We start from the raw sequence: 26,268 nt of genomic DNA on the forward strand, positions 1-26,268 counted from the left end.
ATTCCGGCGCTGGCCGCCTCGCTGCTGATGGCATCGTCCGTGGCGATGGCGCAGGCCCAGCCCAAGCTGAAGGTGGGCCTGATGCTGCCGTACAGCGGCACCTTCACCGCGCTGGGCGTCGCCATCGAGAACGGCTTCCGCCTGTATGTGGACGAGCAGGGCGGCAAGCTGGCCGGCCGCGAGATCGAGTTCTTCAAGGTGGACGACGAGTCCGATCCGTCGAAGGCGACCGACAACGTCAACAAGCTGATCAAGCGCGACAACGTCGACGTGCTGGTGGGCACGGTGCACAGCGGCGTGGCCATGGGCATGGCCCGCGCGGCCAAGGAAAGCGGCACGCTGCTGATCGTGCCCAACGCCGGCTCCGATGCCGTCACCGGCCCGATGTGCGCGGTCAACATCTTCCGCAGCAGCTTCTCCAACTGGCAGTCCAGCTACGGCATGGGCACGGTGGCAGCGAAGCAGGAGAAGAAGAAGACCGCGATGACCATCACCTGGAAGTACGCAGCCGGCGAGGAGATGACCAATGCCTTCAAGGAAGGCTTCGAGAAGGAAGGCGGCAAGGTCAGCAAGCAGCTGACGCTGCCCTTCCCCAACGTGGAGTTCCAGGCGCTGCTCACTGAGATCGCCGCGGCCAAGCCCGATGCGGTGTTCGCCTTCTTCGCGGGCGGCGGCGCGGTGAAGTTCGTCAAGGACTATGCCGCCGCGGGCCTGAACAAGACCATCCCGCTGTACGGCTCCGGCTTCCTGACCGATGGCACGCTGGAGGCGCAGGGCGATGCCGCGCAGGGCCTGCTGACCACGCTGCACTATGCGGACGGCCTGAACACGCCGCGCGACAACCAGTTCCGCCTGGCCTACGCCAAGACCTTCAAGATGCAGCCCGACGTGTACGCGGTGCAGGGCTACGACGCGGCGCAGATGCTGGCCACCGGCCTGGCCGCGGTCAAGGGCGACGTGAGCAGGAAGGCCGAGTTCGCCGCCGCGCTGCAGAAGGCCAGGATCGACAGCCCGCGCGGGCCGTTCACCCTGTCCAAGTCGCACAACCCGGTGCAGGACATCTACCTGCGCAAGGTGGACGGCAAGGAGAACAAGGTGGTCGGCATCGCCAGCAAGTCGCTGTCTGACCCCGCCCGCGGCTGCAGGATGTGACCACCCCCGGAGCGCCTTCCGGCGCTCCCCCTCAAGGGGCGCCACCAACGGACCGGCGGAGCCGGATCCGTGGTGGCCGCTTGATGAAGGCACGCAGCCGCGAAGGGCTGCACCTGGAGACTGTCGATGGATGTGCCTACCTTTCTGGTTCAGTGCCTGAACGCGGTGCAGTACGGGCTGCTGCTGTTCCTGCTGGCGTCGGGGCTGACGCTGATCTTCGGGATCATGGGCGTCATCAACCTGGCGCATGGCAGCTTCTACATGCTGGGCGCCTACATGGCGTTTGCGCTCAGCCCGCTGTTCGGCGACCAGTTCCTGCTGATGCTGGCCGCCGGCATCGTGCTGGCGGCGGTGTTCGGCTACTTCCTCGAGTGGGCCTTCTACAGCTACCTGTACCAGCGCGAGCACCTGCAGCAGGTGCTGATGACCTACGGCCTGATCCTGGTGTTCGAGGAACTGCGCAGCATCCTGGTGGGCAACGACGTGCATGGCGTCAAGCCGCCCGAATGGCTGGCCGGCAGCTTCGCGCTGGGCGAGGTGATGAGCTATCCCACCTACCGGCTGTTCGCCTCGGCGGCCTGCATCGTGCTGGCGCTCGGCCTGTACTGGGTGGTCAACCGCACGCGGCTGGGCATGATGATCCGCGCCGGCGCCAGCAACCGCGACATGGTGCGCGGCCTGGGCATCGACATCCGGCGGCTGTACCGCATCGTGTTCGCCGCCGGCGTGGCGCTGGCGGCGCTGGCCGGCATGATCGCCGCGCCGATGTCCAGCGTGTACCCGGGCATGGGCGGCAGCGTGCTCATCATCTGCTTCGTGGTGGTGGTGATCGGCGGCATCGGCTCCATCACCGGCGCGCTGGTGGCCTCGCTGCTGGTGGGCTTCGTCGACACCTTCGGCAAGGTGTTCTTCGCCGAGCTCAGCGGCATCGGCGTGTACCTGCTGATGGCCATCGTGCTGATCTGGCGGCCCGAAGGCCTGATGGGCCGCAGGGCTTGACGGCATGAAGACCGACCTCGGCGCAACGTCCCCATCCGCTGCCATGGCCCTGCCTGCAAGCCCCCTCCACGGCCCGGCGGCCGCCCCGCCGCGGCCGGCGGGCTGGAAGCCGGCCCTGCCCGCGCTGTGCGTGCTGGGCGCGCTGGCCGCGCTGGCCCCGGTGCTCACGCCCTACCTCACCGACCTGCTGCTGAAGGTGATGATCCTGTCGATCTTCGCGCTCAGCCTGCAGCTGGTGGTGGGCATGACCGGGCTGGTGAGCCTGGGCCATGCGGCCTTCTACGGCATCGGCGCCTACGTCACCGTGCTGGCCTCGGGCGAAGCCGGCGGCTCCATCGCCACCGTGCTGCCGCTGGCGATGGGCGGCGCGGCGGCCTATGCGCTGTTCGTCGGCGCGCTGGGGCTGCGCACCCGGGGCATCTACTTCATCATGGTCACGCTGGCCTTCGCGCAGATGGCGTACTTCGTGTTCCACGACACCGGCATCGGCGGCGGCAGCGACGGCATCTACCTGTACGTGCGGCCGGCACTCGGCGCCATCGACCTGGAGGACCGCCGCACGCTGTACTTCGTGGCGCTGGCCGCGCTGGCGGGCACCTACGGCCTGCTGGCGCTGATCCGCCGCTCGCGCTTCGGCGCCGCGCTGGCCGGCATCCGGGTGAACGAGCAGCGCATGCGGGCCGCCGGCTTCAACACCTACCTGTACAAGCTGGCGGCCTTCGTCATCGGCGGTGCGCTCGCCGGGCTGGCGGGCTTCCTCGTGGCCTCGCGCGACGGCGTGGTCAACCCCGAGATGCTGTCCTGGCACACCTCGGGCGACGTGCTGCTGATGATCATCCTCGGCGGCCTGGGCAGCCTGCGCGGCGCGGTGATCGGCGCGGTGGCCTTCACGCTGCTGCGCGAGGTGCTGTCCACGCACGGGCTGGTGGGGCCGCTGGCCGACCACTGGCAGCTCACGCTGGGCCTGGCCATCATCGGCTTCGTCGCGCTGCTGCCCAAGGGGCTGATCGGGCTGATGGATCGGCTGTCGCCCCAGGGCACGCACAAGGGAGCCGCATGATGGCCGCGATGCTGCAAGTGGAAAGCCTGAGCCGGCGCTTCGGCGGCCTGCTGGCCGTCAGCGACGTGGCCCTGGACCTGCACGTGGGCGAGGTGCATGCGGTGATCGGCACCAACGGCGCAGGCAAGTCCACGCTGATCAACATGCTGTCGGGCGAGATCGGCGCCAGCGCCGGCCGCATCCGCTTCGACGGGCAGGACATCACCGGCTGGTCGCAGCACCGCCGCGCCCGCGCCGGCGTGGGCCGCAGCTACCAGCGCACCACCATCTTCCCGGAGTTCACCGTGCGCGAGAACTGCCGGCTGGCCGCGCAGGCCGCCTTCGCGCGGCCGTGGGCGCTGTGGCAATCGGCCACCGGCTGCGTGCGCAGCAATGCCGCCGCGCAGGCGGCGCTGGAGGCCGCCGGCCTGGCGCACGAGGCCGACCGCATCGCCGGCACCATGAGCCACGGCGGCAAGCGCCAGCTGGAGGTGGCGATGTGCCTGGCCACCGCGCCGCGGGTGCTGCTGCTGGACGAGCCACTGGCCGGCATGGGCGCGGAGGAGACCGACCGCATGCTGGCGCTGCTGCAGCGGCTGAAGGCCACGCATGCGGTGCTGCTGGTGGAGCACGACATGGACGCGGTGTTCCGCATCGCCGACCGCATCACGGTGATGGTCAACGGCTGCGTGATCGCCACCGGCAAGCCGGAGCACATCCGCCGCCACCCCGACGTGCAGACCGCCTACCTCGGGGAACATTGATGACGACCCCCAAGCTCACTTCGTTCGCTGCCCCCAGGGGGGCGTTCAGTCCCTTCGAGCGGCCGGGCGGGACTGACATGCTCAAGATCGAAGCCCTCAACACCTACTACGGCGACAGCCACATCCTGCGTGGCGTCGACGTCGAGATCCCGACCGCCACGGCCGTCGGCCTGCTCGGCCGCAACGGCATGGGCAAGACGACGCTCATCCGCTCGCTGATGGGCTATGTGAAGCCCGCCTCCGGCCGCGTGCAGGTGGACGGCAAGGACGTCACCGGCTGGGCGCCGGAGAAGATGGCGCGGCTGGGCATCGGCTATGTGCCCGAGGGCCGCGGCATCTTCCCCAACCTGACGGTGCGCGAGAACCTGGTGATGACCGAGCGCCCGGGCCTGGACGGCCGCCGCGCCTGGACCTTGGAGCGGGTGCTGAGCACCTTCCCTCGGCTGGCCGAACGGTTGGGCCATGGCGGCCAGCAGCTGTCGGGCGGCGAGCAGCAGATGCTGTCCATCGGCCGCGCGCTGATGACCAACCCCCGGTTGGTCATCCTGGACGAGGCCACCGAAGGCCTGGCGCCGCTGATCGTGGCCGAGATCTGGCGCGTGATCGGCGAGATCCGCGCCACCGGCATCGCCACGCTGATCGTGGACCGCGACTACCGCAAGGTGCTGGCGCACACCGACCAGGCGGTGGTGATGCAGAAGGGCCGCATCGAGCGGGCCGGCGCCTCCACCGTGCTGGCGGCGGACACGGCCGGCCTGGCCGAGTACCTGGGTGTCTGAAGCCACGCGCGGGCCGCGTACCCTCCGGTAGACGGCCTCGGCGTCGCCTCAGCCCAGGCGCTTCAGCGCATGCACCACCTCGCGGGTGGCGGTGTACAGCGTGCGGAAGTGCGGATAGAGCCGGCTGTAGAACGCATGCCGGTCCGCGTCGGGCTGGACCAGGCGGCCAGGGCGCACCCAGCGCTGCAGGTCGTCGGGCTGCAGCAGGCCGGCCGCCCGACCGGCAAGGAAGGCATCGCCATACGCAGCGCCCACCGTCACGCCGGGCACCTCCTGGCTCACGCCGGTGATGTCGGACACGATCTGCAGCCCGGTGTCGGTCTGTGCACCGCCGCCCACGGCCACCACGCGGCGCACCTGCGCGCCGATGTCGGCGAAGGCCTCCAGGTTGTGGCGGATGCCGAAGCCGATGCCCTCCAGCACCGCACGGAACAACTGCTCGCGGCGATGGCCCAGGCCCAGGCCGGCCACCACGCCGCTGGCCAGCGGATCGTTGATCGGGGTGCGCTCGCCGCTGAAGTAGGGCAGCACCAGCAGGCCGCCTGCACCGGGCGGCACCTCGGCCGCGCGGGCGAACAGCTCGGCATAGCCCTCGTCGGGCGGCAGGTCGCGGGCCAGTTCGTCCTTGAACCAGCGGGTCAGGCTGCCGGTGGTGCTCATGCCGGCGGCCAGGTTCCAGCTGCCGGGCGTGGCGCCGGCCACGGTCCACACCCGTGGGTCGGGCGTGGGTGTGGCCTGCTGCAGCACGAAGAAGGTGGTGCTGCCGTGCATCAGCATCAGGTCGCCGGGCTGGGTGACGCCCACGCTCAGCGCCTCGCTCAAGGCGTCGATGGTGCCGAAGGCCACCGGCGTGCCCACGGCGAGGCCGGTGTGCGTCGCCGCCTCGGGCTGCAGCCGGCCAGCCAGGTCCTCGGCCCAGCCCAGCGGCGGCAGCAGGCCGATGGGCGCCACCTCTGCGGCATGGGTGCTGTCCCACTGGCCGGTGGCGGGGTTGTACAGCGGCATGAAGTGGCTGGCGCTGTGGCGGTCCATCGTCAGCGCGCCGGTGAGCCGCCACACCAGGTACGAGGTGGCCGACACCAGGTGCCGCGTGGCCTGCCACACCGCCGGCTCCTGCTGGCGCAGCCAGCGGATCTTCGGGCCGATGGCCTGGCTGCTCAGGCTCATGCGCGAGAAGGCCTGGATCGTGTCGGCGCCGATGGCCTGCTCCAGCTCGGCGATCTGCTGCGTGGCTCGCACGTCCACGCCGTAGAGGATGCCGGGGCGCAGCGGCCGCCCGGCCGCATCCAGCGGCAGCAGGCAGGGGCCGATGGCACTCACCGCCATGGCCGCGATGCGCCCGGGCGCCAGCGCGCTGTCGGCCAGCAGACGCCGGCTGAGCAGGCCCACGTCGTGCCACCAGACGGCATCGGCGTCCTGCTCCACATGGCCGGGTTGCGGCATCGACAGGCCATGCGGCTGCACCGCGGTGAACAGCACCCGGCCCGCCAGGTCGGTGAGCACCGCCTTGCTGCTGTAGGTGCCGACGTCGATGCCGAGCAGGTGGTCTTGCATGCGCGGAAGACTAGGCCCGGCCGGCCGCGCCCGGTGCTGGGGCGATCCCGGCCATCAGCTCGCACAGCTTGAAGATGGCGGTGGCGTTCAGCTCGCCCCAACCGAGGTTCTGCGCCACCTTGTTCAGCTCATGCACCGTGTTGCTGAGCATCACCGGCACGCCCAGGCTCTCGGCGTGGTTGCGGATCAGCTCGGTGTCCTTGACCATGGTGCGCAGGTGGAACGAGACGTCGAAGTCGCCGTCCCACATTGCGCGGCCCGCGCCTTCGACGATGGGCGAGCGGAAGTCGCTCTCGCTCCACACGTCCACCAGCTGGTGGCCGTCCAGGCCCGACTTGCGCGCCAGCGCCAGCGATTCGGCCAGCGCCGCCACGATGGTGGACACCAGGTGGTTGCCGCACAGCTTGGCGGCGCAGCCGGCACCCACCTCGCCCATGTGGCGGGCCGAGGCGCCCACCGCCTGCAGCAACGGCTCGGCCGCGGCCCAGCCCTCGGCGCTGGCGCCGGCCATGATCCACAGGCCGCCGGCATGCGCCTCGGCCCGGCTGCCGTGCACCGGCGCATCGACGAACAGCGCGCCGGCTTCGGCGAAGCGGCCCGCCAGGTCGCGCGCGGTGGCCGGCAGCTGGGTGCTCATGTCGATGAACACCTGGCCCGGCTGCGCAGCGGCAAGCAGACCGCCCTCGCCTTCCAGCACCGTGCGCAGCGCCTCCTCGTTCCACACCAGCAGGATGACGTGGCTGCAGCCTTCGGCGGCTTCGGCCGGCGTGGCGTGCAGCGTGGCACCGCCCTGCAGCACGGCTTCGGCGTTGGCCGGCGTGCGGTTCCAGCAGCGGACCTCGTGGCCCTTGCCCCGCAGCGTGAGGCCCACGCCGGTGCCCAGCACGCCGGTGCCGATGATCGCGATCTTCATGATGGGGTTCCTGCGGCCGAGCGGCCGGCTTGCAGGACGTGGTCCCGCATGGTTTGAATGATCAGGAAGCCGACGGTGGCGCCTGCGTCCTGCAGCCCCACCGACTGTTCCCGGAAGACGGCGGCCTTGCCGTGCTGCGCGGTCATGGTCTTGGTGGCTTCCAGCGCCTGGGCCGCCACCTGCGCGGCCTCGTCCAGCGCCTGCAGCAGCGGCAAGCCTGCGGCGGCCGAGGCTTCGAGCGAGGCTGCCAGCGGGCCCAATACGTCCACCAGCGTCTTGTCGCCGGGCTTTGCCTTGCCGCGCTCGACCACGCCGTCGTGGTAGGCACGCCAGAAGGCCGCCAGTTCCGCCGTGCCGATGGCCGCCGCCTGCGAAACCGCCAGCGCCTTGCCGCCGCGCATGAAGCCGGTGGCGGTGAGCGTGCCCATGGTGGAGGGTGCCGCCTTCGCGATCGCCATGCCGGCCATCTGCAGCCGCTTGCCGATGCCGTCGTCCGCGCCCGCCGCGGCCACCGCCTCGTGCGCGGCGATGAAGCCCTTGTTCATCGTGATGCCGAGGTCGCTGTCGCCCACCTTGCCGTCCAGCGCGATCAGGGTCTCGCGCTGCTGGGTGAAGACCTCGCGCAGGCGGGCGAACAGGCCCGCAAGCTCGTCCTGGCCGATGGGGTCCACGGTCGGCCTCACTGCGGATGCAGCCGGAAGAACGGCGTGTCGGCCGGCGCGGCCACCAGGCGCTTCAACTCGTCGTCCAGCTTGATGACGGAGATCGACGCGCCGGCCATCTCCATCGCCGTGGCGAACTCGCCCACGTGCACCTGGGCCACCTGCACGCCCTGCTCGCCCAGCACCTGGTGGATGCGGCGGTACATCACGTACAGCTCTTCCTGCGGCGTGCCGCCGAGGCCGTTGACCAGCACCGCCACCTCGCTGCCCTGCCCCAGCTGCAGCTCGGCCAGGATGGGCTTGAGCATCTCGTCGACCACCGCGTCGGCCGGCAGCAGCGGGCCGCGGCGGATGCCGGGCTCCCCGTGGATGCCCATGCCGATCTCCATCTCCTGCTCGCCGATCGAGAAGGTGGCGTGGCCCACCTCGGGCACGATGCAGCTGCTGAGCGCCACGCCCATGGTGCGAGTGGCCAGCCGGGCCTTTTCGGCCACGCGCCTGACCTCGTCCAGCGGCATGCCTTCGTCGGCCGCGGCACCGGCGGCCTTGTAGACGAAGAAAATGCCGGCCACGCCGCGGCGCTTGTGCTCCTCGCCCTGCACCGACGAGGCCACGTCGTCGTTGCCGACCACGGACAGCACGCGGATGTTGTCCATCTCGGCCATCTCGGTGGCCATGTCGAAGTTGAGGATGTCGCCGGTGTAGTTGCCGTAGATGTAGAGAACGCCCGCGCCCTGGTCGATGGCCTTGGTCACCTCGTACATCTGCTGCGCGCTGGGCGACTGGAACACGCCGCCCACGGCGCAGCCGTCCAGCATGCCGCGGCCGACGTAGCCCAGGAACAGCGGCAGGTGGCCCGAGCCGCCGCCGGTGGCCAGGCCCACCTTGCCGGGCTTGCGCGCCACCGAGACCAGGCAGCGCCTGTCGTCGGCCACGTACTGCAGCTGCCGCGGATGGGCGGCGTACAGGCCTTCCAGCATCTCGTCGACGAAGGCCTCGGGCTGGTTCAGGAACTTCTTCATGGGGGGTTTGCTCCTCGTTCGTTCGATGGGTCGGCGGGAAGGCTCGTCAGCGGCGCTTGCGCACCACGAAGAAGGCCCCGGCGACCAGGATGAATGCGCCGACGACGACGCGTTGCCAGGTGCTGGGCACGCCGGCCATGATCAGCACGTTGTTGATGACCACCACCAGCAGCACGCCCAGCAGCGTGCCCAGCACGGTGCCGGTGCCGCCGGTGATGCGCGCCCCGCCCAGCACCACGGCGGCGATGACGTCGATCTCCATGCCCACCAGGTCGAACGGATTGGCCAGCCGGTTGGCGCAGACATGGATCATCCCGGCCACGCCGGCCAGCGCGCCGGTGTACGCGAAGATGAAGAAGTGGATGGCGCGCACGTTGTAGCCCAGCCGCTCGGCCACCGCCAGGCTGCCGCCGGCCGCGAAGATGGCACGGCCCATCAGCGTGCGCTTGAGGATCCACCAGGTGAGCAGCGCGGCCGCCGGCAGCACCAGGAAGTAGGCCGGCAGGATCACGCGGGCGCCGCGCTGCGACTCGAAGGCCAGTAGTGGGATCTTGCCGAAGCTGTCCATCTGGTCGGGCAGCTGCGTGATCCACACCGTGCCGATGAAGGTCAGCAGCACGCCTCGGAACAGGTACTGCGTGCCGATGGTGACGATCAGCGATGGCGCCTTGAGCCCGTGCACCAGCAGGCCGTTGACCAGCCCCAGCAGCCCGCCGCTCAGCGTGGCCGCGGCGAACACCAGCAGCAGCGGCGCCTGCGGGAAATGCGTGACCACCAGCAGCGTGACCGAGTACATCGACAGCGCCGCGATCGCGGTGAACGACACGTCGATGCCGCCAGCCGCCAGGATCACGAACACGCCCAGCGCGAACAGGCCGATCACCACGCTGGCCCGTGCGATGTCGATCATCGTCTGCGCCGACAGGAAGGCCGGGTTGGCGATGGCGACGAAGCTGCACAGCACCACCAGCAGGAACAGCGTGAACAGCTCGGGCCGGCGCGCCAGCAGCCGCTGCAGGCCATCGAGGCGGCCCGGCGCGCTGCGGGCGGCGGCGCCGGCGTGGTCCCCGGCAGCCAGGGTGGGCAGGTTCATGCGGGCATCTCCACGGCGGCGCCGGCCTCGGACCGCGACTCGGAGGCCAGCATCGCGTCGACCAGGGTTTCTTCCTGCACCGCATCGGCCGCGAACTCCGCGGCCATGCGGCCGTTGCGCATCACCAGGATGCGGTCGCAGTTCTGCAGCAGCTCGGGCAGGTCGTCGCTGATGATCAGCAGGCCCATGCCCTTGGCCGCCAGCGACTGGATGACCTTGTAGATGGTGTCTTTGGAGCCCACGTCCACGCCCACGGTGGGCCCGTGCAACAGCAGCAGCCGCGGCGCGATCGTCAGCCAGCGGCCGATCAGCACCCGCTGCTGGTTGCCGCCCGACAGCGACTGCACCGGCAGGTCGACATCGGGCGTGGCGATGCGCAGTTCCTGCACCAGCGATTGCGCCAGCACGCGCGACTTGCCCGCGTCCAGCAGGCCGAAGCGCCCGCGCAGCTTGTCCAGCACCAGCGCAGCCATGTTGGACAGGATCGGCTTGTCGAGGAACAGGCCTTCGGCCAGCCGGTCTTCCGGCACGTAGCCGATGCCGCAGGCAATGGCGTCGGCCGGCTGGCGCACCTGCACCGACTGGCCTTCCATGCGCATGCTGCCGTCGGTGGCGGACAGCACGCCGGCCAGCGCCAGCGCCAGCTCGTTGCGGCCGGAGTCCATCAGGCCGGTGATGCCGACGATCTCGCCGCGCGCCAGCGCCAGGTCCACGCCCTGGAAGTGCCGGCCGCAGCCGAAGCCCTGCAGCTGCAGCAGCGGCGCTCCGCCAGGCCCCACTTCGGCCGGCGGCGCGGCCGCACGGTAGCGAGTGCCGTCGATCAGCTTGCCGGTCATCAGCTCGCCCAGCTCTGCCTTGGTGTAGCCGGCGATCGGGCCCTGCGCCACGCACTGGCCATCGCGGAACACGATGGCCTGGCCGCCGATGCGGTAGCACTCGTCGAGCTTGTGGGTGACGAACAGCACCGCCACCTGGTCGCGCTGCAGCTCGCCCACCACGCGGATCAGGTTGTCCACCTCGCGGCGCGTGAGCGAGGTGGTGGGCTCGTCCATGATCACCAGCTTGGCCCGAGTGGCGATGGCACGCGCAATGGCCACCAGCTGGCGCACCGCCAGCGGCAGCTCGCTCACCACGGTGTCGAGGAAGCCGTCGTCCGACGGCAGGCCCACGCTGCTCAGCGCGCGGCGCGAGGTGTCGCGCAGCAGCCGGTCGTCCAGCCGCCGGGCGAGCCGGCCCTGCGCCCGCACCAGCTGCTCCGACAGCGCCACGTTCTCGGCCACGGTCAGGTTGGGGATCAGCGAGAGGTCCTGGTAGACCGTCTCGATGCCGGCGGCCAGCGCGCTGATCGGCGTCAGCGCGGCATGGTCCTGCCCTTCCAGGCGGATGACGCCTTCGTCGGGCGGCTGCGCCCCGGAGATGATCTTGATCAGCGTGCTCTTGCCGCAGCCGTTCTCGCCGAGCAGGTGGTAGATGCCGCCCCGCTCGATCACGAAGTGGATGCCGCGCAGCGCATGCACACCGCCGAAGCGCTTGTGGATGCCGTGCACCTCCAGGAACGCAGCCATGGCCATCAGAACATGTAGTTCTTGTAGGTGGCCTTGTCGGCGATCACCATCGCATTGCCCACCAGCAGCAGGCCCTGGCCCGGGCCCTTGGTGACGGTGACCTTCTCGTAGCCCTTGACGCCCAGGTCGATGCCGTTGTCGAGCTTCTTCTTCTCCAGCAGCAGCTTGGCGGTCCTGTTCATCGCCAGGCCCGCGTCCTTCGGGTCCCAGAAGCCGATGGCGGTGATGGCGCCCGACTCCAGCAGCTTGGCCGAGGGGTTGGGCAGGCCGGTGCCCACCAGGCACACCTTGCCGGCCAGGCCCGCTTCCTCGATGGCGCGGCCGATGCCGATCACGTCATTGCCCGCCGAGCTCTGGAAGCCCTTGATGTCCGGGTGCTTGCGCAGGATCTCCTTGGCCTTCTCGTAGGTCTTGTTGGCGTCGTCGAACGATTCGTTCTTGGCGTCGACCAGCTGCATGCCCGAGTACTTGGCCGCGTTCTTGGCGCCCGCGTCCACCCACTGCAGGTGGGTGCGGCTGCCCAGCGAGCCGACGAACGAGGTCCACTTGCCCTGCTTGCCCATGCAGGTGGCCAGGCGCTCGTTCAGCGCGGCGCCGTAGGCCGCGTTGTCGAAGGCCTCGATGTTGGCGTGCGTGTTCTTCTGGTTGTCGGCCTCGTGCGTGACGACGACGATGCCGCGGTCCATCGCGCGCTTGAGCGCGCCCTCGATCACCGCCGGGTCCATCGGCACCACGGCCAGCGCGTTCACCCTGCGCGCCACCAGGTCGTCGATGATCTTCAGCTGCTGGGCCGCATCGGCGGTGGCCGGGCCGCTCTGGCTGGCGTTGACCGTGGGCGTGCTGGAGGCGAACTCCTTCACGCCGGTCTCCATGCGGTTGAACCACGGGATGCCGCTGATCTTCACGACCGTGGCGATGGTGGGCTTGTCCTGCGCGGCGAGCGTGCCGACGGCGGCGGCCAGCACCGCGCCGACCAGGCAGGCCTTGTGGGGTACGAATTGCATGGGGATGTCTCCGGTTCTTGACCCTCAGGACGGACGCTTCGGCGCAGGAGGGGGCTGCATCGAAACGGTGATCGGGCGGGCGCCGCGCGGCAGCAGCGACCGCAGGTCGACCTTGCCCACCGCCAGGAACAGCAGCAGCAGCAGGCCCCAGGCGCAGTCGCGGAAGAAGTTGGACAGGTCCGCAAAATTCAGCATGCTCGACAGCAGCTGCAGCGCCGTGGTCGACAGGAACAGGCAGATCACGCGGCCGTGGCCGCCTTCGGGCCTCACGCCGGCCATCACGGTGATCAGGATCGCGATCAGCAGGTATGACTGGCCGTAGTCCCACTTCACGTTGACGTTGCGCGAGGCGATGAGCACGCCCGCGATGCCGGCCAGCAGGCCCGACAGGCCATAGGTGGTGAGCAGCAGCCGCGCCTGCGGGAAGCCCGCGTAGCGCGCCGCCTTGGGGTTGGTGCCCATCAGGAACAGGCGCACGCCGAAGGGGCTGAAGCGCAGCGCCGCGCCGATCGCCAGCAGGATGGCGCAGAACACCAGGAACGACCATGGCACGCCCAGCAGCAGGCCGTTGCCCAGCTCCATCAGCGGCTCGGCGCTGCCCACGCGCACCGAAGGCCCGCCCGACAGCACCACCGCCAGGCCGGTGAACAGCAGCTGCGTGCCCAGCGTGCACAGGATGGGCGTGAGCCCCAGCCTGGCGATCAGCAGGCCGTTGACCAGGCCGCCCGCCAGGCCCACCGCGATGGCCATCGCGGCGAAGGCCAGCGTGAAGGCCATGGGCGCCTCGTCGGCCGCCAGCCAGCGGCCCACCAGCAGCGCCGAGGCCACGCCCGACAGGTTGGCCAGCGCGATGCCGGACAGGTCGATGCCACCATTGCCGGCGCACATCGCCAGCATCACGCCGGTGGCCAGCAGCCCCAGCTCGGGCAGCTGGGCGGCCATCGACTGCAGGTTGTACGGGTCGATGAACGCACCCCGCGACAGCACCGAGCCGGCCAGCAGGACCAGCAGGTTGATGCCCACGAGGAACAGCAGTTGGGGATCGTGCTTGGGTCTCATGCGAAAGGTCGGCCTACGCGGCGTTTAGTGAACGCACTTAACATCAGCCACTGCGTTTAATGAATATCGTAGGTGGTTTCAGTGAACGCATGATCGGGACTAACCCTGTCGGCACTTGCCCGCGCGCCGCGCTTGCCGAGCCGCGGACACCGCACTCGTTCAACTAGAATTTAGTGAACGTTTGATTGCTGCCGCACGCACGCCCCGCCCGCCCATGTCATCCACCGTCAAGGACATCGCCCAGCTCGCGCAGGTTTCGGCGGCTACCGTCTCCCTCGTGCTCAACGGCAAGGGCGGCATTTCGGAGGAAACGCGCAGCCGCGTGATGCAGGCGGCCGCCAGCCTGCACTACGCGCCTCGCGCACCCAAGCCGGGCGCCCCGGTGCGCGCGGGCACGCTGCGCTTCCTGAAGATCGCCAAGCACGGCCACACGGTCAACCGCGACCACAACACCTTCATCTCCGACTACATCGACGGCATGTCGCACCAAGCCGGCGTCTGTGGCTACAAGCTAGAGATCGTGAGCTACGAGGGCACGCCGATCGAGGACATCGTGGCCTCGCTGTCGGGCACCTCGCTCAGCGGCGTGGTGGTGCTTGGCACCGAGCTGTCGGAAGACGACGTGCGGCTGTTCGAGGCGGCGCCGGTGCCGCGGGTGTTCATCGACACCCACTACGACCTGCTGGAACACAACTTCGTGAACATGAACAACCGCGATGCGGTGTTCAAGATCCTGTCGCACTTCGCCGACCGCGGCTTCCGGCACATCGGCTTCGTGGCCAGCAACGTGCAGACCACCAATTTCCGTCTGCGGCGCGAGGCGTTCATGGACGGCATGAAGGCGCTGGGCCTGCCGGTGCGCAGCCGCGACATCGTGACGGTGGACTCCACCTACGACGGCGCCTACCAGGACATGCTGGCCAAGCTGCAGGGCGGCCTGACGGTGCCTGAGTGCCTGTTCTGCACCAACGACATCATCACCTACGGCTGCATCAAGGCCCTGCGCGAGTTCAACATCCGCATTCCGCAGGACCTGTCGATCATCGGCTTCGACAACCTGCCGATGAGCGCCGCGATGGACCCGCCGCTGACCACCATCGACGTGTCGAAGCGGCAGATCGGCTACCTGGCCATCAAGCTGCTGGACGATCTGGTGAAGGCCACCGACCGCGCCCCCGCGGTGAAGATCATGGTGGGTGCGAGCCTGGTGGTGCGCGGCAGCGTCGCCTGATCGTCGGGCTGTCGCGCGGCCTCAGTAGAGGTCTTCCAGGCGGATCGGCAGGTGGTGCAGGCGCTGGCCGGTCGCATGGAACACGGCGTTCGCCACCGCCGCTGCCACGCCCACCATCACGATCTCGCCGAGGCCCTTGACGCCTTGCGGGTTGAGCCGGGGGTCCGGCTCGTCGATGAAGTCGACGTCGATGCGGCCGATGTCCGCGGCGACCGGAATCACGTACTCCGCCAGGTCGGCATTGAGGAAGCCGCCGTGCCGTGGATCGACCTCGCTGACCTCCCGCAGCGCCGCGCCGATGCCCCAGACCACGCCGCCCTCGGCCTGGCTGCGAGCGGTGCGCCGGCTCACCACGCGCCCGCAATCGATCACGCTGGCGCAGCGCGCGACGCGCACCCGGCGCGTGGTGGGCTCCACATGCACCTCGACGAAATGCGCCGCGTGGCTGAACGACACGAACTCCGGATACACCGGCCCACCCGCGGCCGGCAGCCCGCCGTCCAGCCGCTCGAAGACCCGCTCGGGCTGCCCCGGCGCGCGGGTCTGGCTGCGCACCTCCAGCTGCTCGCGGCCGCTGGCCTTCAGGCGGTCGAGCAGGTGGCCCGGCTGTGCCGCCCCGGCCGGTGCCTGCAGCTCGTCCATCAGGCGGCGGCAGGCCTCCTCCACCGCAGGCAAGGCGGTGGCGGTGCCCCAGGAGCCTGCGGTGAGGTGCTGGGGCGCGAATGCGGTGTCGCCGAGCTGCACCTCGATCGCCGCCAGCGGTGCGCCGGTGATCCGCGAGACCGATTCGGCGATGGCCGTGCGCAGGCCCTGCCCCATCTCATGGCCGCCCACCGCAACCCACAGGCGGCCCGAGGACGCCAGCCGCACCGTCGCGCGGGCGGGCGCCGCCGCCGCCTTGTAGGCACCGGTGGCCACGCCCAGCCCCACCAGCGTGCCGTCGGGCAGTGACATCGAGCGCGGTGACGGCCGTCGGCGTTCCCAGCGCATCAGCTCGGCGCCGCGACGCAGGCAGGCGGCGACATGGCGCGATGAGTACGGCTTGCCGGTCACCGGATCGGTCGTGCCGTCGTTGCGCAGGCGAAGCTCCACCGGGTCCAGCCCCGTGGCCTGGGCCAGCTCGTCCATCGCCAGCTCGAAGGCGAACACCGCCGGATGCTCGTGCGGCCCGCGCATGAAGCCGGGTGTCTGCACATCGGTGCGGACCAGGCGATCGGCGCTGCGGAAGTGGCGGATGTCGTACAGCCGCGCGGTGGTGTCGCTGCCGGTGGAAGGAAAAGCGTCGTGACGTGAGGTCTGCTGGTCCGTCTCGTGGATGGCGGCCAGCACGCGGCCATCGCGGCTGGCCCCCAGGCGCACGCGCTGCACGCTGTGCGGCCGGAACGAGGTGTTGTGGAACACGAGGGCACGCGGCACCACCAGCTTCACCGGCCGGCCCAGCCGCCGAGCCGCGATGGCCACCAGCACCGTGTGCGCCTGCAGCGAGTTCTTCTGCCCGAAGCCCCCGCCGACCGCCGGCGACACCACACGCACCTGCGCGGCCGGCATGCCGAGCTGCCGCGCCAGCCCGTGGCGGACCGCCTCGGCGTTCTGCGTCGGTTCGTGGACGACGAGCTGCTCGCCCTGCCACTCGGCCACGGTGGCGACGAGCTCCATCGGGTTCTGGTGCTGCGCCGGCAGCCGCGCCGTCACGTCCACCTTCACCGCGGCCTGCGCGAAGACCGCGTCGGCATCGCCCACGTGCTTGTCCGCCAAGGGCGGCAGCGGAATGAGCGACGGCTGCGCCGCCGTCTCGGCGCCAGGCGATCGCGGCACGGGCGCGGCCGGCATGGCGGTGAAAGCCACCTCCACCCGCTGCGCGGCTTCGCGGGCCGCCTCCAGTGTGTCGGCCACGACCAGCGCCACGTACTGGCCGCGGTAGGCGATGTCGGGCCCGGCCAGCGGCTGCAGGCTCTGGAAGCCGAAGCCGCCGCCAAGGATGAAGCCGCCGCTGGGCAGCGGGCCGATGTTGACGTGGCTCAGCACCAGCCGCGCGCCGGGCACGCGCTCGGCGGCCGCGGTGTCGATGCGCTCGATGCGGCCGCGGCCGATGGCCGCCGGCACCAGCGCGGCATGCAGCAGGCCGGCCGGCATCTGGTCCGCCGCATACCGGGTGGCGCCGCGGACCTTGTCCAGCGCATCGACGCGCTCCGGTCCGGCGCGCCTTGGGGAAGTGGTGATGCCGGCCATGTCAGAGCCTCGCCTTCGATTGCATGAGGGCGTCGGTGAGCACGTCGATGCCCAGCGCCACCTTGAAACGGTTGTGGTGCAGCGGGCGGGCCTCGGCGAAGGCCGATTCGGCCGCCTGCCGTGCCGACTCGCGTGTGAGCGGCTGGCCCAGCAACTGCCGCTCTGCGGCCCGGGCCCGCCAGGGCCGGGTTGCCACCCCGCCCAGGCCGATGCGCACGTCGACCACACGCCCGCCGTCCATCTGCAGGCCGACCGCGGCCGACGCCAGCGCGAAGGCATAGGACTCACGGTCGCGCACCTTGTGATAGACAGAGGCGCGGGTGGCCGGCGCCCGCGGCACGCGGATGGCGACGATGAGCTCGTCGTCTGCCAGCGTCGTCTCCAGGTGCGGCGTGCTGCCGGGTTCGCGGTGCAGGTCGATGACGGCCAGCGTGCGCGGGCCGCGCGGGCTGCGCAGCTCGAGCACGGCATCGAAGGCCACCAGCGCCACCGCCAGGTCGCCGGGATAGGTCGCCACGCAATGCTCGCTGCCGCCCAGCACCGCATGGCCGCGGTTCACGCCCTCCAGCGCCGAGCATCCGCTGCCCGGCTCGCGCTTGTTGCACGGGTAGGCCGGCGTGCCGCGGAAATAGGCGCAGCGCGTGCGCTGCAGCAGGTTGCCACCCAGCGTGGCCATGTTGCGGATCTGTGGCGACGCCGCCTTCCACAGCGACTCGGCCAGCGCCGGAAACTCGCGTTGCAGGGCCGCATCCGCCGCCACGTCGGCCATCGTCATTGCCGCGCCCAGGCGCCACTCGCTGCGCCCGGCCTCCAGCGTTTGCAGCGCGTCGCAGCGGGTGACGTCGATCACCGACACCGGGCTTTCCACGCCCAGCTTCATCAGGTCGAACAACGTGGTGCCACCGCCGTAGTAGCGGGCCGCGGGCGTGGCCGCCTTGCGCGACAGCACCGCCGGCACATCGGCCGGCGCGGCATAGCCGAACTCACGCATGGCCGGCTTCCTTCATCCGCTGCGCCCCGTCGCGCACCGCCTCCAGGATGGCGACGTAGGCACCGCATCGGCACAGGTTGCCGCTCATGTACTCGCGGATCTCGGCGTCGGTACCGGCATGGCCCTCGCGCACGCAGGCCACCGCGGCCATGATCTGCCCGGGCGTGCAGTAGCCGCACTGCAGCGCGTCGTGGTCGATGAAGGCCTGCTGCATCACATGGAGCGCACCGCCGCGCGGCGGCAGTCCTTCGATGGTGCGCACCTGGCGGCCATGGCACTTCACCGCCAGCGTCAGGCACGAGGCCACGCGGCGGTCGTCCACATGCACGGTGCAGGCGCCGCACTGCCCGTGGTCGCAGCCCTTCTTCGTGCCGGTCAGCTGCAGCCGATCCCGCAGCACGTCGAGCAGCGAGGCACGGGCCTCGACCTGCAGCTGCCGCGGCATGCCGTTGACCGTCACCTCGATGGGCAGGCGGCTGGAACCCTCGGCCACCTGCGCGCCTGCCGCGCAGCCGGTCGCCAGCACCGGGCCGGTGGCGCTGGCCGTGGCCACCATGAAGGTTCGCCGATCCAGGGCCGGCAGGCGGTGGATGTCACTCATCGATGAAAGCTCCGAAGGCATGACGTTGCAGGGAGCGGTCAGCGTAGAGTCACCGGACGGGCCTGTGAAGTACGCACCGTGCAGGTCCTTGGTTTCCTCGCGGTAACCATGCCGGCCCCTGCCAGCGGTCCGTCCCTGCCCTGCCTGACGAGAACACGATGACGACATCACCGACCACCAGCCACTTCGTGCATCCGCACCATGGCGCGCCGCTGGACCCGGCCGTCGAGCGGGTGGTCAGGGAGATCATCGGCCGCGTGGCCGACAAGTGGACCTTGATCACGCTGGAGGTGTTGACCGAGCATGGCCGCCAACGCTTCACCGAGATCCAGCGCCGTGTCGGGCCGGTGAGCCAGAAGGTGCTGACCCAGGTGCTGCGCGGCATGGAGGAGGACGGGCTGCTGGTGCGCACCGTGTATGCCGAGGTGCCGCCGCGCGTGGAGTACGAGCTGACCCAGCTCGGCGGCGAACTGAGCGCCGCCTTCTGCGGCGTATGGCTCTGGGCCGAGCGGCATCGCGAGGAGATCGCCGCGGCGCAGGACCGCTTCGCGCGTCGCGAGCGTCCGAAGCCTGGCGAGCAGGCCTCCTGAGCCCGGCGCCGACCGGCATGGCGCTTCGACGGTCCATCCGCCGAAGCGCCAGCCTCGTCACTTGCCGGGCTTGAGCACCACCTTGGTCCAGCCGTCCTTGCGCTTGTCGAAGTTCTCGTAGCCTTCGGGCGCCTGTTCCAGCGACAGCTCGTGCGAGACGATGAAGGAAGGCTTGACCTTGTCCTTCTCGATCAAGCGGCTGAGGAAGCGGTTGTAGGCCTTCACGTTGCACTGTCCGGTGCCGATGCTCTGGCCCTTGAACCAGAACATGCCGAAGTCGAACGGCATCTTGCCGACGCGACCGAGCCTGTCGTTGGAGCCGGGGTCCTGCGGCACGAACACCCCGACGCAGCCGATGCGGCCGGTGAACTTCACCGAGGCCACCAGGTTGTTCATCGTCAGGCCCGGCACCTCTTCGCGGTGCAGGTTGCAGCACTGGTAGCCCACGCATTCGCAGCCGCGGTCGGCGCCCTTGCCGCCGGTCAGCTCCATCACCTGCTCCACACCATCGCCCTCGGTGTCGTCGATCGGTATGGCGCCCACCTTCTCGGCCAGGGCGAGGCGGTCCGGCTGGGTGTCGACGATCATCACCTGGCTCGCCCCCTTGGTGACGGCGGACAGGGCCGCCATCAGCCCGACCGGGCCGGCACCGTAGATCACGACGCTTTCACCGGGCTGCACGCCCGCCAGCTCGGTGGCGTGGTAGCCCGTGGGGAAGATGTCCGCGAGCATGACGTAGTCGTTCTCCTTCTCCTGCGCATCGCGCGGCAGCACCAGGCAGTTGTAGTCGCCATAGGGCACGCGCAGCATCTCGGCCTGTCCGCCCGCATACGGACCCATGTCGGCAAAGCCATAGGCGGCGCCGGCCATGCCGGGATTCGTCGTCAGGCAATACGCGCTCAGGCCACGTTCGCAGTTCTCGCAGAAGCCGCAGCCGACGTTGAACGGCAGCGCCACCCGGTCGCCGACCTTGACCCGGTCGACCGCCGGACCCACCTCGATCACCACGCCCAGGTTCTCGTGGCCGAGGATGCGGCCCGGCGGCATGTCGGTGCGTCCTTCGTACATGTGGAGGTCCGAGCCGCAGATGTTGGTGGTGGTGATCTTCACCAACACATCGGTCGCGCGTTCGATCCTGGCGTCCGGCACTTCGTTGACCGACACGTCGCAGGGTCCGTTGTAGACGAGGGCCTTCATACGTTCTCCTCGATCTGGGTGGGGGTCTTCTCTGCCGGCAGCTCAGGCATGCCGCCCGCTTCCGCCTTCAGTTCCTGCTTGCGCTCATGCAGGGTCACGGCCAGTCCGCGCAGGTCGAGCGCCGAATAGCGCGCCTGGAGGAACACACGCTCGCGCTCCTCCATCACATGCGCCATGACCGCGTCCGCGAGCTGCGTCACGCAGTCGTCATAGCCGTCGTCGTCCGGGCTGAGCCCCTGGATGCGGGCCATCAGGTCCTTGGCCTCCTGGTGCTCTTCCTCGGCGTGGTCGAGCAGCGAATCGTCGCCGGTGGCCTCGCGCACCGCGGGATAGAAGATCTCCTCCTCGATCTGCGCATGCACGCTCAGTGCAGCGCAGATGCGCTCGGCGAGCTTCTGTCGGTCCTCGGCGGGGGCACCGAACTCATGGAAGGTCTGGTACTGGATGAAGAGCTTCTGGACCAGCTTGTGATCGCTGTCCAGAAGGTCCACCGCGTCTTCATAGGCAATGGTGCTTGGCATGGCTCGCTCCTGGTTGAGCCGCCGCCTGGGCCTGATGCTCGGTGCAGCGGGGATCCGGATGGGCAAGCCCTGTTCCGCCAGGCTGCCGTCCACGCATCGCCGAGCCCCGCCGGCCACGCGCCCGCCAGACCCCGCCCCCGGTGCGTTCAAGGCCAGCGAGCAAATCACCGTCTTCACATGACGATGCTTTGGTATGAAAGGCCCGGTGACTGCGAAAGAGTTTGACGCGCGTGGACCTTCACAGGCCGATGTCGCGGGCCGGTGGCGTGCAAGCCCTGACATGCCGGCGCCGATCGGCACCCATTGCCGCACGGAGCGGCCGCAGCCGGGGTCAGGCCGCGCTGCGCGCCTCAGGTCCGGGGCAGCAGGTGATCGCGCAGTGCCCGCGCAGGCGCCGGCAGCCAGTCATCGGTGCGCGAGACCACGACCAGCCGGCGATGCGCCCAGTCTTCGCTCAGCGGCCGGCATACCAGGGCGCCCGCGGCATCCCCGGTCACGCCGATGGGCACGATGGCCAGGCCCAGGCCCGCATGAACGATGTGCTCGGCCGCTTCGAAGCTGGCCACTTCCAGGCGCGGCATCCAGGTGGCACCGGCCAGCGCCGCATGGCGGCGCAGCAGGCCGTCCAGCAGGCCGCCGGGCGCCACGCTCACGGCCGGATGGGCCAGCGTCTCGAGCAGGGAGACCGAGGCCTGCGGCGCCAGCGGATGGTCGTGCGGCATCAGCACGCCCAGCCGGTCGTGGCGGTAGTGCTGCGCGACCAGCTGCCCCGTGTTCACCTCGTCCCACACCACGCCGAGGTCGGCCGTGCCCTCGCGCACCTCGCGCACCACCTCCGTGCCCACCCGCTCGGTCAGCGACACGCGCAGCCGCGGATGCGCTTCCAGGAAGCAGGCGACGTCGCCCGGCAGGCCGGAGGCCAGCGCCGACACGCTGGCCACGATGCGCACGTTGCCCACCACGCCGCCCTGGAACTCGCTCAGCTCGGCATGCGCCCGCGCCATCAGGCTGAGCATCTCGCGGGCGCGGCGCAGCAGCGTCTCGCCGGCCGGCGTCGGCTCGATGCCGCGGCGCCCGCGCACCAGCAGCGGCGTGCCCACGTCGGCCTCCAGCATCGCCATGCGCTTGCTCACGGCCGAGGCCACCAGCGCTTCGCGGGCCGCCGCGCGGGCGATGTTCCGTTCCTCGCACACGGCGATGAACAGTCGCAGCGACACGGGATCGAAGATGCGGCCCATGGGGCATTCTGGCATCGCCAACGGGAACGAAAGACGTTCCCAAAAGTCGCTGGACTCTCGCGCCGCGATGCCTAGAGTGCAGCCATGCCTTCCGACACGCCCCTGACCCCCGTCGCCGTGCGCGACACCAGCCTGCGCGACGGGCTGCAGTCCATCGCGCGCACCGTGCCCACCGACACCAAGCTGCAGTGGCTGCAGGGCCTGTACCAGGCCGGCCTGCGGCAGCTGGAAGTGGGCTCCTTCGTGCCGCCGCGGCTGATGCCGCAGCTGGCCGACACCGCCACCATCGTGCAGGCTGCCGGCCGACTGCCGGGGCTGCAGGTCACGGCGCTGGTGCCCAACCTGCGCGGCGCCGAGGCGGCGCTGGCCGCCGGTGCCCATGTGATGCTGCTGCCGCTGTCGGCCAGCCACGCGCACAGCCTGGCCAACCTGCGCAAGACACCGGACGACGTGGTGGCCGAGCTGGGCCGCATCCGCGCCGCGCGGGACAGCGCCGGCAGCCCCTGCCGCATCGAGCTGGGCATCAGCACCGCCTTCGGCTGCACCCTGCAGGGCGTGGTCGAGCCGCGGGAAGTGCTGCGGCTGGTGGCCGCGGGCCTGGACGCCGGTGCCGACGAGGTGAGCCTGGCCGACACCGTGGGCTATGCCGGCCCGCAACAGGTGCGCAGCCTGTTCGACGCCGCCCTGCGCCTGGCCGGCGAGCGCCTCACCACCGCGCACTTCCATGACACCCGGGGCCTGGGCGCAGCCAACGTGGTGGCGGCATGGCAGGCCGGCATCCGCCGCTTCGACGCCTGCGCGGGGGGCATCGGCGGCTGCCCGCATGCCCCCGGGGCCAGCGGCAACGTGGCCACCGAGGACCTGGCCTGGCTGTTCGCCAGCATGGGCGTGCCCACCGGCCTGCAGTTCGATGCGCTGATGTCGCTGCGCGGCCGCCTGGCCGGGTGGCTGGCCGGCGAGCCGCTGCATGGCGCCATCTGGCGCGCCGGCCTGCCCAGGACCCTGCTGGCCCAACCCATTGAAGCCTGACATGACCGACATCCCTCAAGAAGAAGCGAACACCACCGCCCTGCCGCTGCAGGGGCTGCGGGTGGTGGAGTTCACCCACATGGTGATGGGCCCGACCTGCGGCATGGTGCTGGCCGACCTGGGCGCCGAGGTCATCAAGGTGGAGCCGGTGGCCGGCGAAGGCACGCGCACGCTGCAGGGCGCCGGCAGCGGCTTCTTCCCCATGTTCAACCGCAACAAGAAGAGCATCGGGCTGGACCTGCACACCCCCGCCGGGGCCGAGGCGGCACGTCGCCTGGCCGCCAGCGCCGACGTGGTGATCGAGAACTTCAAGCCGGGCACGATGGCCAAGTACGGACTCGATTTCCCGAGCCTGTCCGCCGCCAACCCGCGGCTCATCTATGCCAGCCACAAGGGCTTCCTGCCCGGCCCCTACGAGCGGCGCACCGCGCTGGACGAGGTGGTGCAGATGATGGGCGGCCTGGCCTACATGACCGGGCGGCCGGGCGACCCGGTGCGGGCCGGCACCAGCGTCAACGACATCATGGGCGGCCTGTTCGGCGCCATCGCGGTGATGGGCGCGCTCATCCAGCGCGGCATCACCGGCCGCGGCATGGAGGTTCAGAGCGCACTGTTCGAGAACAACGTGTTCCTGATGGGCCAGCACATGCTGCAGTACGCGGTGACCGGCCGGCCGCCGCAACCCATGCCGGCCCGCGACAACCCGTGGGCGGTGTACGACGTGTTCACCGTGGCCGGCGGCGAGCAGATCTTCCTGGCGGCGGTGAGCGACGCCCAGTGGCGCCTGTTCTGCCGCGCGCTGGGCCTGGACGACCTGCTGCAGGACGCTGCGCTGGCCACCAACCACCAGCGGGTGAACCTGCGGCCGCAGCTGCTGCGCACCCTGGCCGAGCGCCTGGCCCACCGCAGCGCGGCGGAGCTGGCTGCGCTGATGGAAGCCGCCGGCCTGCCGTTTGCGCCCATCCGCCGGCCCGAGGAACTGCTGGACGATCCGCACCTGCTGGCCAGCGGCGGCCTGGCCGACGTGGTGCTGCCCGACGGCGCCCGCGCCGGGCAAACGGCCAAGACCACGCTGCTGCCCTTCACGCTGGACGGCCGGCGTGCCGGCGTGCGGCTGCAGCCACCCCGGCTGGGCGAGCACACCGACGGCCTGCTCGCCAGCGTGGGCTACGACCCGGCGCAGGTCGAGGCCCTGCGCACCGCGGGCTGCGCGCGCTGAGCGCAGCGGCCCCGGACCCTTCCACAAGACGGAGACAACGATGACCCACGACCTGACCCTCCATGCGACACGGCGCCAATGCCTGCGCAGCGCAGTCGCCCTTGCGGCAGCGGCCACCCTGCCCCTGGCGCGCACGGCCCGGGCCGCCGACACGCCCGCCGCCGTGCGGCTGGTGTTGCCCCATGCGGCGGGATCGGGCGTGGATGCCATCGCCCGCGCGATGCAGAACGCCCTGGGCAAGGCGCTGGGCGCCTCCATCGTGGTGGACAACCAGCCCGGGGCCGGCGGCATCGTCGGCCTGCAGCAGCTGGCCCGCGCGACACCCGACGGCCACACGCTGAGCCTGGTGTCGAACAACGTGGTCATCTTTCCCAGCGTCTACAAGTCGCTGCCGTTCCAGATGCCCGGTGACTTCACGCCGGTGGCCGTGTGCGGCACCACGCCGATGGTGCTGGTGGTGCATCCGCGCTGGCAGGTGACGGATGCGCAGGGCTTCCTCGCACTGCTCAAGGCCCGGCCGACCGACCTCACCTATGGCTCGGGCGGCAACGGCACCATCCTGCACCTGGCGGCCGAGCTGCTGCTGGACGAGACGGGCACCAAGGCGCGCCACATTCCGTACAAGGGCGTGGGACCCATGGTCTCCGACCTGGTGGGCGGGCAGATCGACTTCGCGGTGGTGGCCCTGCCCACCGCCCAGCCGCATCTGCGCAGCGGCGCCTTGCGCGCCATCGGCCTGACCACCGCCGAGCGCGTGCCGGCCGCCAAGGAGATCCCTACCTTTGCCGAGCAGGGCCTGCCGGCCTATGTGGTGGATGCCTGGTTCGCGATGCTGGGGCCCAAGGGCCTGCCCGCGCCGGTGGTGCAGCGCCTGCATGGCGCGCTGGCCGCCACCTTTGCCAGCCCCGAGGTCAAGGAGATGATGGACCGGCAGGGCAACGTCATCCGCCTGGGCACGCCGGAGCAGGCTGGCCCGTTCCTGCGCAGCGAACTGGACAAGTACGCCGCCATCGTGCGCAAGGCCAACGTGCGGCTGGACTGAGGCTGCCGCCGCGGCGCGCTCACCCGCCCTGTGCCACGGCCGCCGCCCGCCGGCGCCGCCAGAGGCCCGGCACGAGGCAGCCTGCCAGGCCCAGCGCCAGCATCCCGGCCGTGGCCGGCTCCGGCACCACGCTGACGGCCAGGTTCACCGCGTCCACGCCGACGTTCTGCAGGGCCACGTTGTTGGTGTCCGCGAAGCGCAGCCGCAGCGTCTGGCCCTCGTGGGCCTGCAGCACGGCCGCGACGTCGAACGACAGCAGCTGGTACGCGGCCTGGCCGGCGGTGCCGGGCGTGCTGCGGTACAGCGGCTGCAGGCTGTCGGTGGCGAAGACGTCGGCCGACGGCAGCAGCAGATCCACCCGCACCTGCTGGTTGAGCGCGGGCGTGGCGAAGGCCAGGGTCTCGGGCACGAAGGCCTCGCCCGCTTCGTTGCGAACGTACAGCTGGAACGACAGCAGCGCCGTCGACACGCCGGCCGGCACCACGAAGTCCTGGTACAGCACATGGGCGCCCGGCCCTTCGGCATCGCTCATCGCGGCGCGGGTGCCTTGCGGCGGCGCGGCCACCGGGCTGGCGGTCAGCGGGCTGCCGCTGCCGGACTGGCTGCGGAAGCCGCCGTCGCTGCCCGGCAGGTCGGCGACGGTCCAGCCGTCCAGGCCCGACTCGAAACCGCCATTGACCAGCACGGCCTGCGCCGGCGCCCCCGTGGCGGCCAGCGCACCGCACAACGCGGCCGACCCCAGCAGGCGATGGAAAGCGGCGGGTGCTTGCATGGC

At 70.6% G+C, this 26,268-nt stretch carries 25 protein-coding genes; 10 read left to right on the plus strand and 15 right to left on the minus strand.

The features are described from left to right. Nucleotides 1-27 precede the first annotated feature (27 nt). From LRS14_RS21345 to LRS14_RS21365, 5 genes are all read left to right on the plus strand, one after another. Nucleotides 28-1,152 (plus strand): ABC transporter substrate-binding protein, encoded by a 1,125-nt coding sequence (locus LRS14_RS21345; protein WP_257802196.1) that lies wholly within the window; start codon nucleotides 28-30, stop codon nucleotides 1,150-1,152. A gap of 126 nt (nucleotides 1,153-1,278) precedes the next feature. Then, nucleotides 1,279-2,151 (plus strand): branched-chain amino acid ABC transporter permease, encoded by an 873-nt coding sequence (locus LRS14_RS21350; RefSeq protein WP_046115142.1) that lies wholly within the window; start codon nucleotides 1,279-1,281, stop codon nucleotides 2,149-2,151. Nucleotides 2,152-2,194: 43 nt separating this feature from the next. After that, entirely contained in the window at nucleotides 2,195-3,211 is a 1,017-nt protein-coding gene (locus LRS14_RS21355; protein ID WP_257801005.1) for a branched-chain amino acid ABC transporter permease, read from the plus strand. Continuing rightward, nucleotides 3,211-3,954, plus strand: coding sequence for an ABC transporter ATP-binding protein (locus tag LRS14_RS21360; RefSeq protein ID WP_257801006.1), 744 nt, complete (start codon nucleotides 3,211-3,213; stop codon nucleotides 3,952-3,954). Before LRS14_RS21355 ends, LRS14_RS21360 begins: the two co-directional genes overlap by 1 nt. Nucleotides 3,955-4,031: 77 nt before the next feature. Then, nucleotides 4,032-4,733, plus strand: a complete 702-nt coding sequence (locus LRS14_RS21365) for an ABC transporter ATP-binding protein (RefSeq protein ID WP_257801007.1) — start codon at nucleotides 4,032-4,034, stop codon at nucleotides 4,731-4,733. A 48-nt stretch (nucleotides 4,734-4,781) separates the two neighbouring features. Here the strand turns inward: LRS14_RS21365 and LRS14_RS21370 are convergent, their stop codons facing one another. Genes LRS14_RS21370 through LRS14_RS21405 form a run of 8 tightly spaced genes read right to left on the minus strand, consistent with a single transcriptional unit; the run spans nucleotide 4,782 to nucleotide 13,605 of the window. Then, entirely contained in the window at nucleotides 4,782-6,287 is a 1,506-nt protein-coding gene (locus LRS14_RS21370; RefSeq protein WP_257801008.1) for an FGGY-family carbohydrate kinase, read from the minus strand. A 10-nt stretch (nucleotides 6,288-6,297) separates the two neighbouring features. Next, nucleotides 6,298-7,200 (minus strand): NAD(P)-dependent oxidoreductase, encoded by a 903-nt coding sequence (locus LRS14_RS21375; protein ID WP_257801009.1) that lies wholly within the window; start codon nucleotides 7,198-7,200, stop codon nucleotides 6,298-6,300. After that, nucleotides 7,197-7,871, minus strand: a complete 675-nt coding sequence (locus LRS14_RS21380) for a dihydroxyacetone kinase family protein (protein ID WP_257801010.1) — start codon at nucleotides 7,869-7,871, stop codon at nucleotides 7,197-7,199. Before LRS14_RS21380 ends, LRS14_RS21375 begins: the two co-directional genes overlap by 4 nt. 8 nt (nucleotides 7,872-7,879) lie before the next feature. Continuing rightward, nucleotides 7,880-8,884: a dihydroxyacetone kinase subunit DhaK gene (locus LRS14_RS21385; RefSeq protein ID WP_257801011.1), complete on the minus strand. Its 1,005-nt coding sequence runs from the start codon at nucleotides 8,882-8,884 to the stop codon at nucleotides 7,880-7,882. Between the two features lie 46 nt (nucleotides 8,885-8,930). Then, nucleotides 8,931-9,977, minus strand: coding sequence for an ABC transporter permease (locus LRS14_RS21390; protein ID WP_257801012.1), 1,047 nt, complete (start codon nucleotides 9,975-9,977; stop codon nucleotides 8,931-8,933). Beyond that, entirely contained in the window at nucleotides 9,974-11,542 is a 1,569-nt protein-coding gene (locus LRS14_RS21395; protein WP_257801013.1) for a sugar ABC transporter ATP-binding protein, read from the minus strand. The genes LRS14_RS21390 and LRS14_RS21395 overlap by 4 nt, the downstream gene beginning before the upstream one ends. Before the next feature lie 5 nt (nucleotides 11,543-11,547). After that, nucleotides 11,548-12,546 carry a substrate-binding domain-containing protein gene (locus tag LRS14_RS21400; protein WP_257801015.1) on the minus strand — a complete coding sequence of 333 codons (999 nt, stop codon included), beginning with the start codon at nucleotides 12,544-12,546 and terminating at the stop codon, nucleotides 11,548-11,550. Between the two features lie 24 nt (nucleotides 12,547-12,570). Further along, nucleotides 12,571-13,605, minus strand: a complete 1,035-nt coding sequence (locus LRS14_RS21405; RefSeq protein ID WP_257801016.1) for an ABC transporter permease — start codon at nucleotides 13,603-13,605, stop codon at nucleotides 12,571-12,573. A gap of 214 nt (nucleotides 13,606-13,819) precedes the next feature. Between LRS14_RS21405 and LRS14_RS21410 the strand changes: the two genes are divergently transcribed. Next, nucleotides 13,820-14,836: a LacI family DNA-binding transcriptional regulator gene (locus tag LRS14_RS21410; RefSeq protein ID WP_257801017.1), complete on the plus strand. Its 1,017-nt coding sequence runs from the start codon at nucleotides 13,820-13,822 to the stop codon at nucleotides 14,834-14,836. Nucleotides 14,837-14,857: 21 nt separating this feature from the next. On the opposite strand, the gene LRS14_RS21415 is transcribed toward LRS14_RS21410, so the two are convergent. Genes LRS14_RS21415 through LRS14_RS21425 form a run of 3 tightly spaced genes read right to left on the minus strand, consistent with a single transcriptional unit; the run spans nucleotide 14,858 to nucleotide 18,657 of the window. Further along, on the minus strand, nucleotides 14,858-17,065 hold the full coding sequence (locus tag LRS14_RS21415; RefSeq protein ID WP_257801018.1) for a xanthine dehydrogenase family protein molybdopterin-binding subunit: 2,208 nt from the start codon (nucleotides 17,063-17,065) through the stop codon (nucleotides 14,858-14,860). A 1-nt stretch (nucleotide 17,066) separates the two neighbouring features. Then, the gene (locus LRS14_RS21420) at nucleotides 17,067-18,056 is read right to left on the minus strand and encodes a xanthine dehydrogenase family protein subunit M (RefSeq protein WP_257801019.1); all 990 of its coding nucleotides are present in this window, start codon (nucleotides 18,054-18,056) and stop codon (nucleotides 17,067-17,069) included. After that, nucleotides 18,049-18,657, minus strand: coding sequence for a (2Fe-2S)-binding protein (locus LRS14_RS21425; RefSeq protein ID WP_257801020.1), 609 nt, complete (start codon nucleotides 18,655-18,657; stop codon nucleotides 18,049-18,051). Before LRS14_RS21425 ends, LRS14_RS21420 begins: the two co-directional genes overlap by 8 nt. A gap of 158 nt (nucleotides 18,658-18,815) precedes the next feature. Here LRS14_RS21425 and LRS14_RS21430 point away from each other — a divergent pair, with 158 nt between their 5' ends. After that, the gene (locus LRS14_RS21430) at nucleotides 18,816-19,247 is read left to right on the plus strand and encodes a helix-turn-helix domain-containing protein (protein ID WP_046115149.1); all 432 of its coding nucleotides are present in this window, start codon (nucleotides 18,816-18,818) and stop codon (nucleotides 19,245-19,247) included. 57 nt (nucleotides 19,248-19,304) lie between these two features. Here LRS14_RS21430 and LRS14_RS21435 read toward each other — a convergent pair whose 3' ends face one another. The 3 genes from LRS14_RS21435 to LRS14_RS21445 form a co-directional block, all read right to left on the minus strand. Beyond that, complete coding sequence (locus LRS14_RS21435; RefSeq protein WP_046115150.1) at nucleotides 19,305-20,444, minus strand: glutathione-independent formaldehyde dehydrogenase; 1,140 nt, start codon at nucleotides 20,442-20,444, stop codon at nucleotides 19,305-19,307. Beyond that, nucleotides 20,441-20,965 carry a hemerythrin domain-containing protein gene (locus LRS14_RS21440; RefSeq protein WP_046115151.1) on the minus strand — a complete coding sequence of 175 codons (525 nt, stop codon included), beginning with the start codon at nucleotides 20,963-20,965 and terminating at the stop codon, nucleotides 20,441-20,443. The genes LRS14_RS21435 and LRS14_RS21440 overlap by 4 nt, the downstream gene beginning before the upstream one ends. A gap of 350 nt (nucleotides 20,966-21,315) precedes the next feature. Beyond that, nucleotides 21,316-22,203 (minus strand): LysR family transcriptional regulator, encoded by an 888-nt coding sequence (locus LRS14_RS21445; RefSeq protein WP_257801021.1) that lies wholly within the window; start codon nucleotides 22,201-22,203, stop codon nucleotides 21,316-21,318. A gap of 84 nt (nucleotides 22,204-22,287) precedes the next feature. Here LRS14_RS21445 and LRS14_RS21450 point away from each other — a divergent pair, with 84 nt between their 5' ends. Genes LRS14_RS21450 through LRS14_RS21460 form a run of 3 tightly spaced genes read left to right on the plus strand, consistent with a single transcriptional unit; the run spans nucleotide 22,288 to nucleotide 25,493 of the window. Beyond that, on the plus strand, nucleotides 22,288-23,232 hold the full coding sequence (locus LRS14_RS21450; RefSeq protein WP_257801022.1) for a hydroxymethylglutaryl-CoA lyase: 945 nt from the start codon (nucleotides 22,288-22,290) through the stop codon (nucleotides 23,230-23,232). Between the two features lies 1 nt (nucleotide 23,233). Next, the gene (locus tag LRS14_RS21455) at nucleotides 23,234-24,451 is read left to right on the plus strand and encodes a CaiB/BaiF CoA-transferase family protein (RefSeq protein ID WP_257801023.1); all 1,218 of its coding nucleotides are present in this window, start codon (nucleotides 23,234-23,236) and stop codon (nucleotides 24,449-24,451) included. A 40-nt stretch (nucleotides 24,452-24,491) separates the two neighbouring features. Next, the gene (locus tag LRS14_RS21460; RefSeq protein ID WP_257801024.1) at nucleotides 24,492-25,493 is read left to right on the plus strand and encodes a tripartite tricarboxylate transporter substrate binding protein; all 1,002 of its coding nucleotides are present in this window, start codon (nucleotides 24,492-24,494) and stop codon (nucleotides 25,491-25,493) included. A 19-nt stretch (nucleotides 25,494-25,512) separates the two neighbouring features. Here LRS14_RS21460 and LRS14_RS21465 read toward each other — a convergent pair whose 3' ends face one another. Beyond that, nucleotides 25,513-26,265, minus strand: a complete 753-nt coding sequence (locus LRS14_RS21465; protein WP_257801025.1) for a PEP-CTERM sorting domain-containing protein — start codon at nucleotides 26,263-26,265, stop codon at nucleotides 25,513-25,515. Nucleotides 26,266-26,268 lie beyond the last annotated feature (3 nt).

The sequence above is a fragment of the Aquincola sp. J276 genome (assembly GCF_024700035.1).
GTDB classification, from domain to species: domain Bacteria; phylum Pseudomonadota; class Gammaproteobacteria; order Burkholderiales; family Burkholderiaceae_C; genus Aquincola; species Aquincola tertiaricarbonis.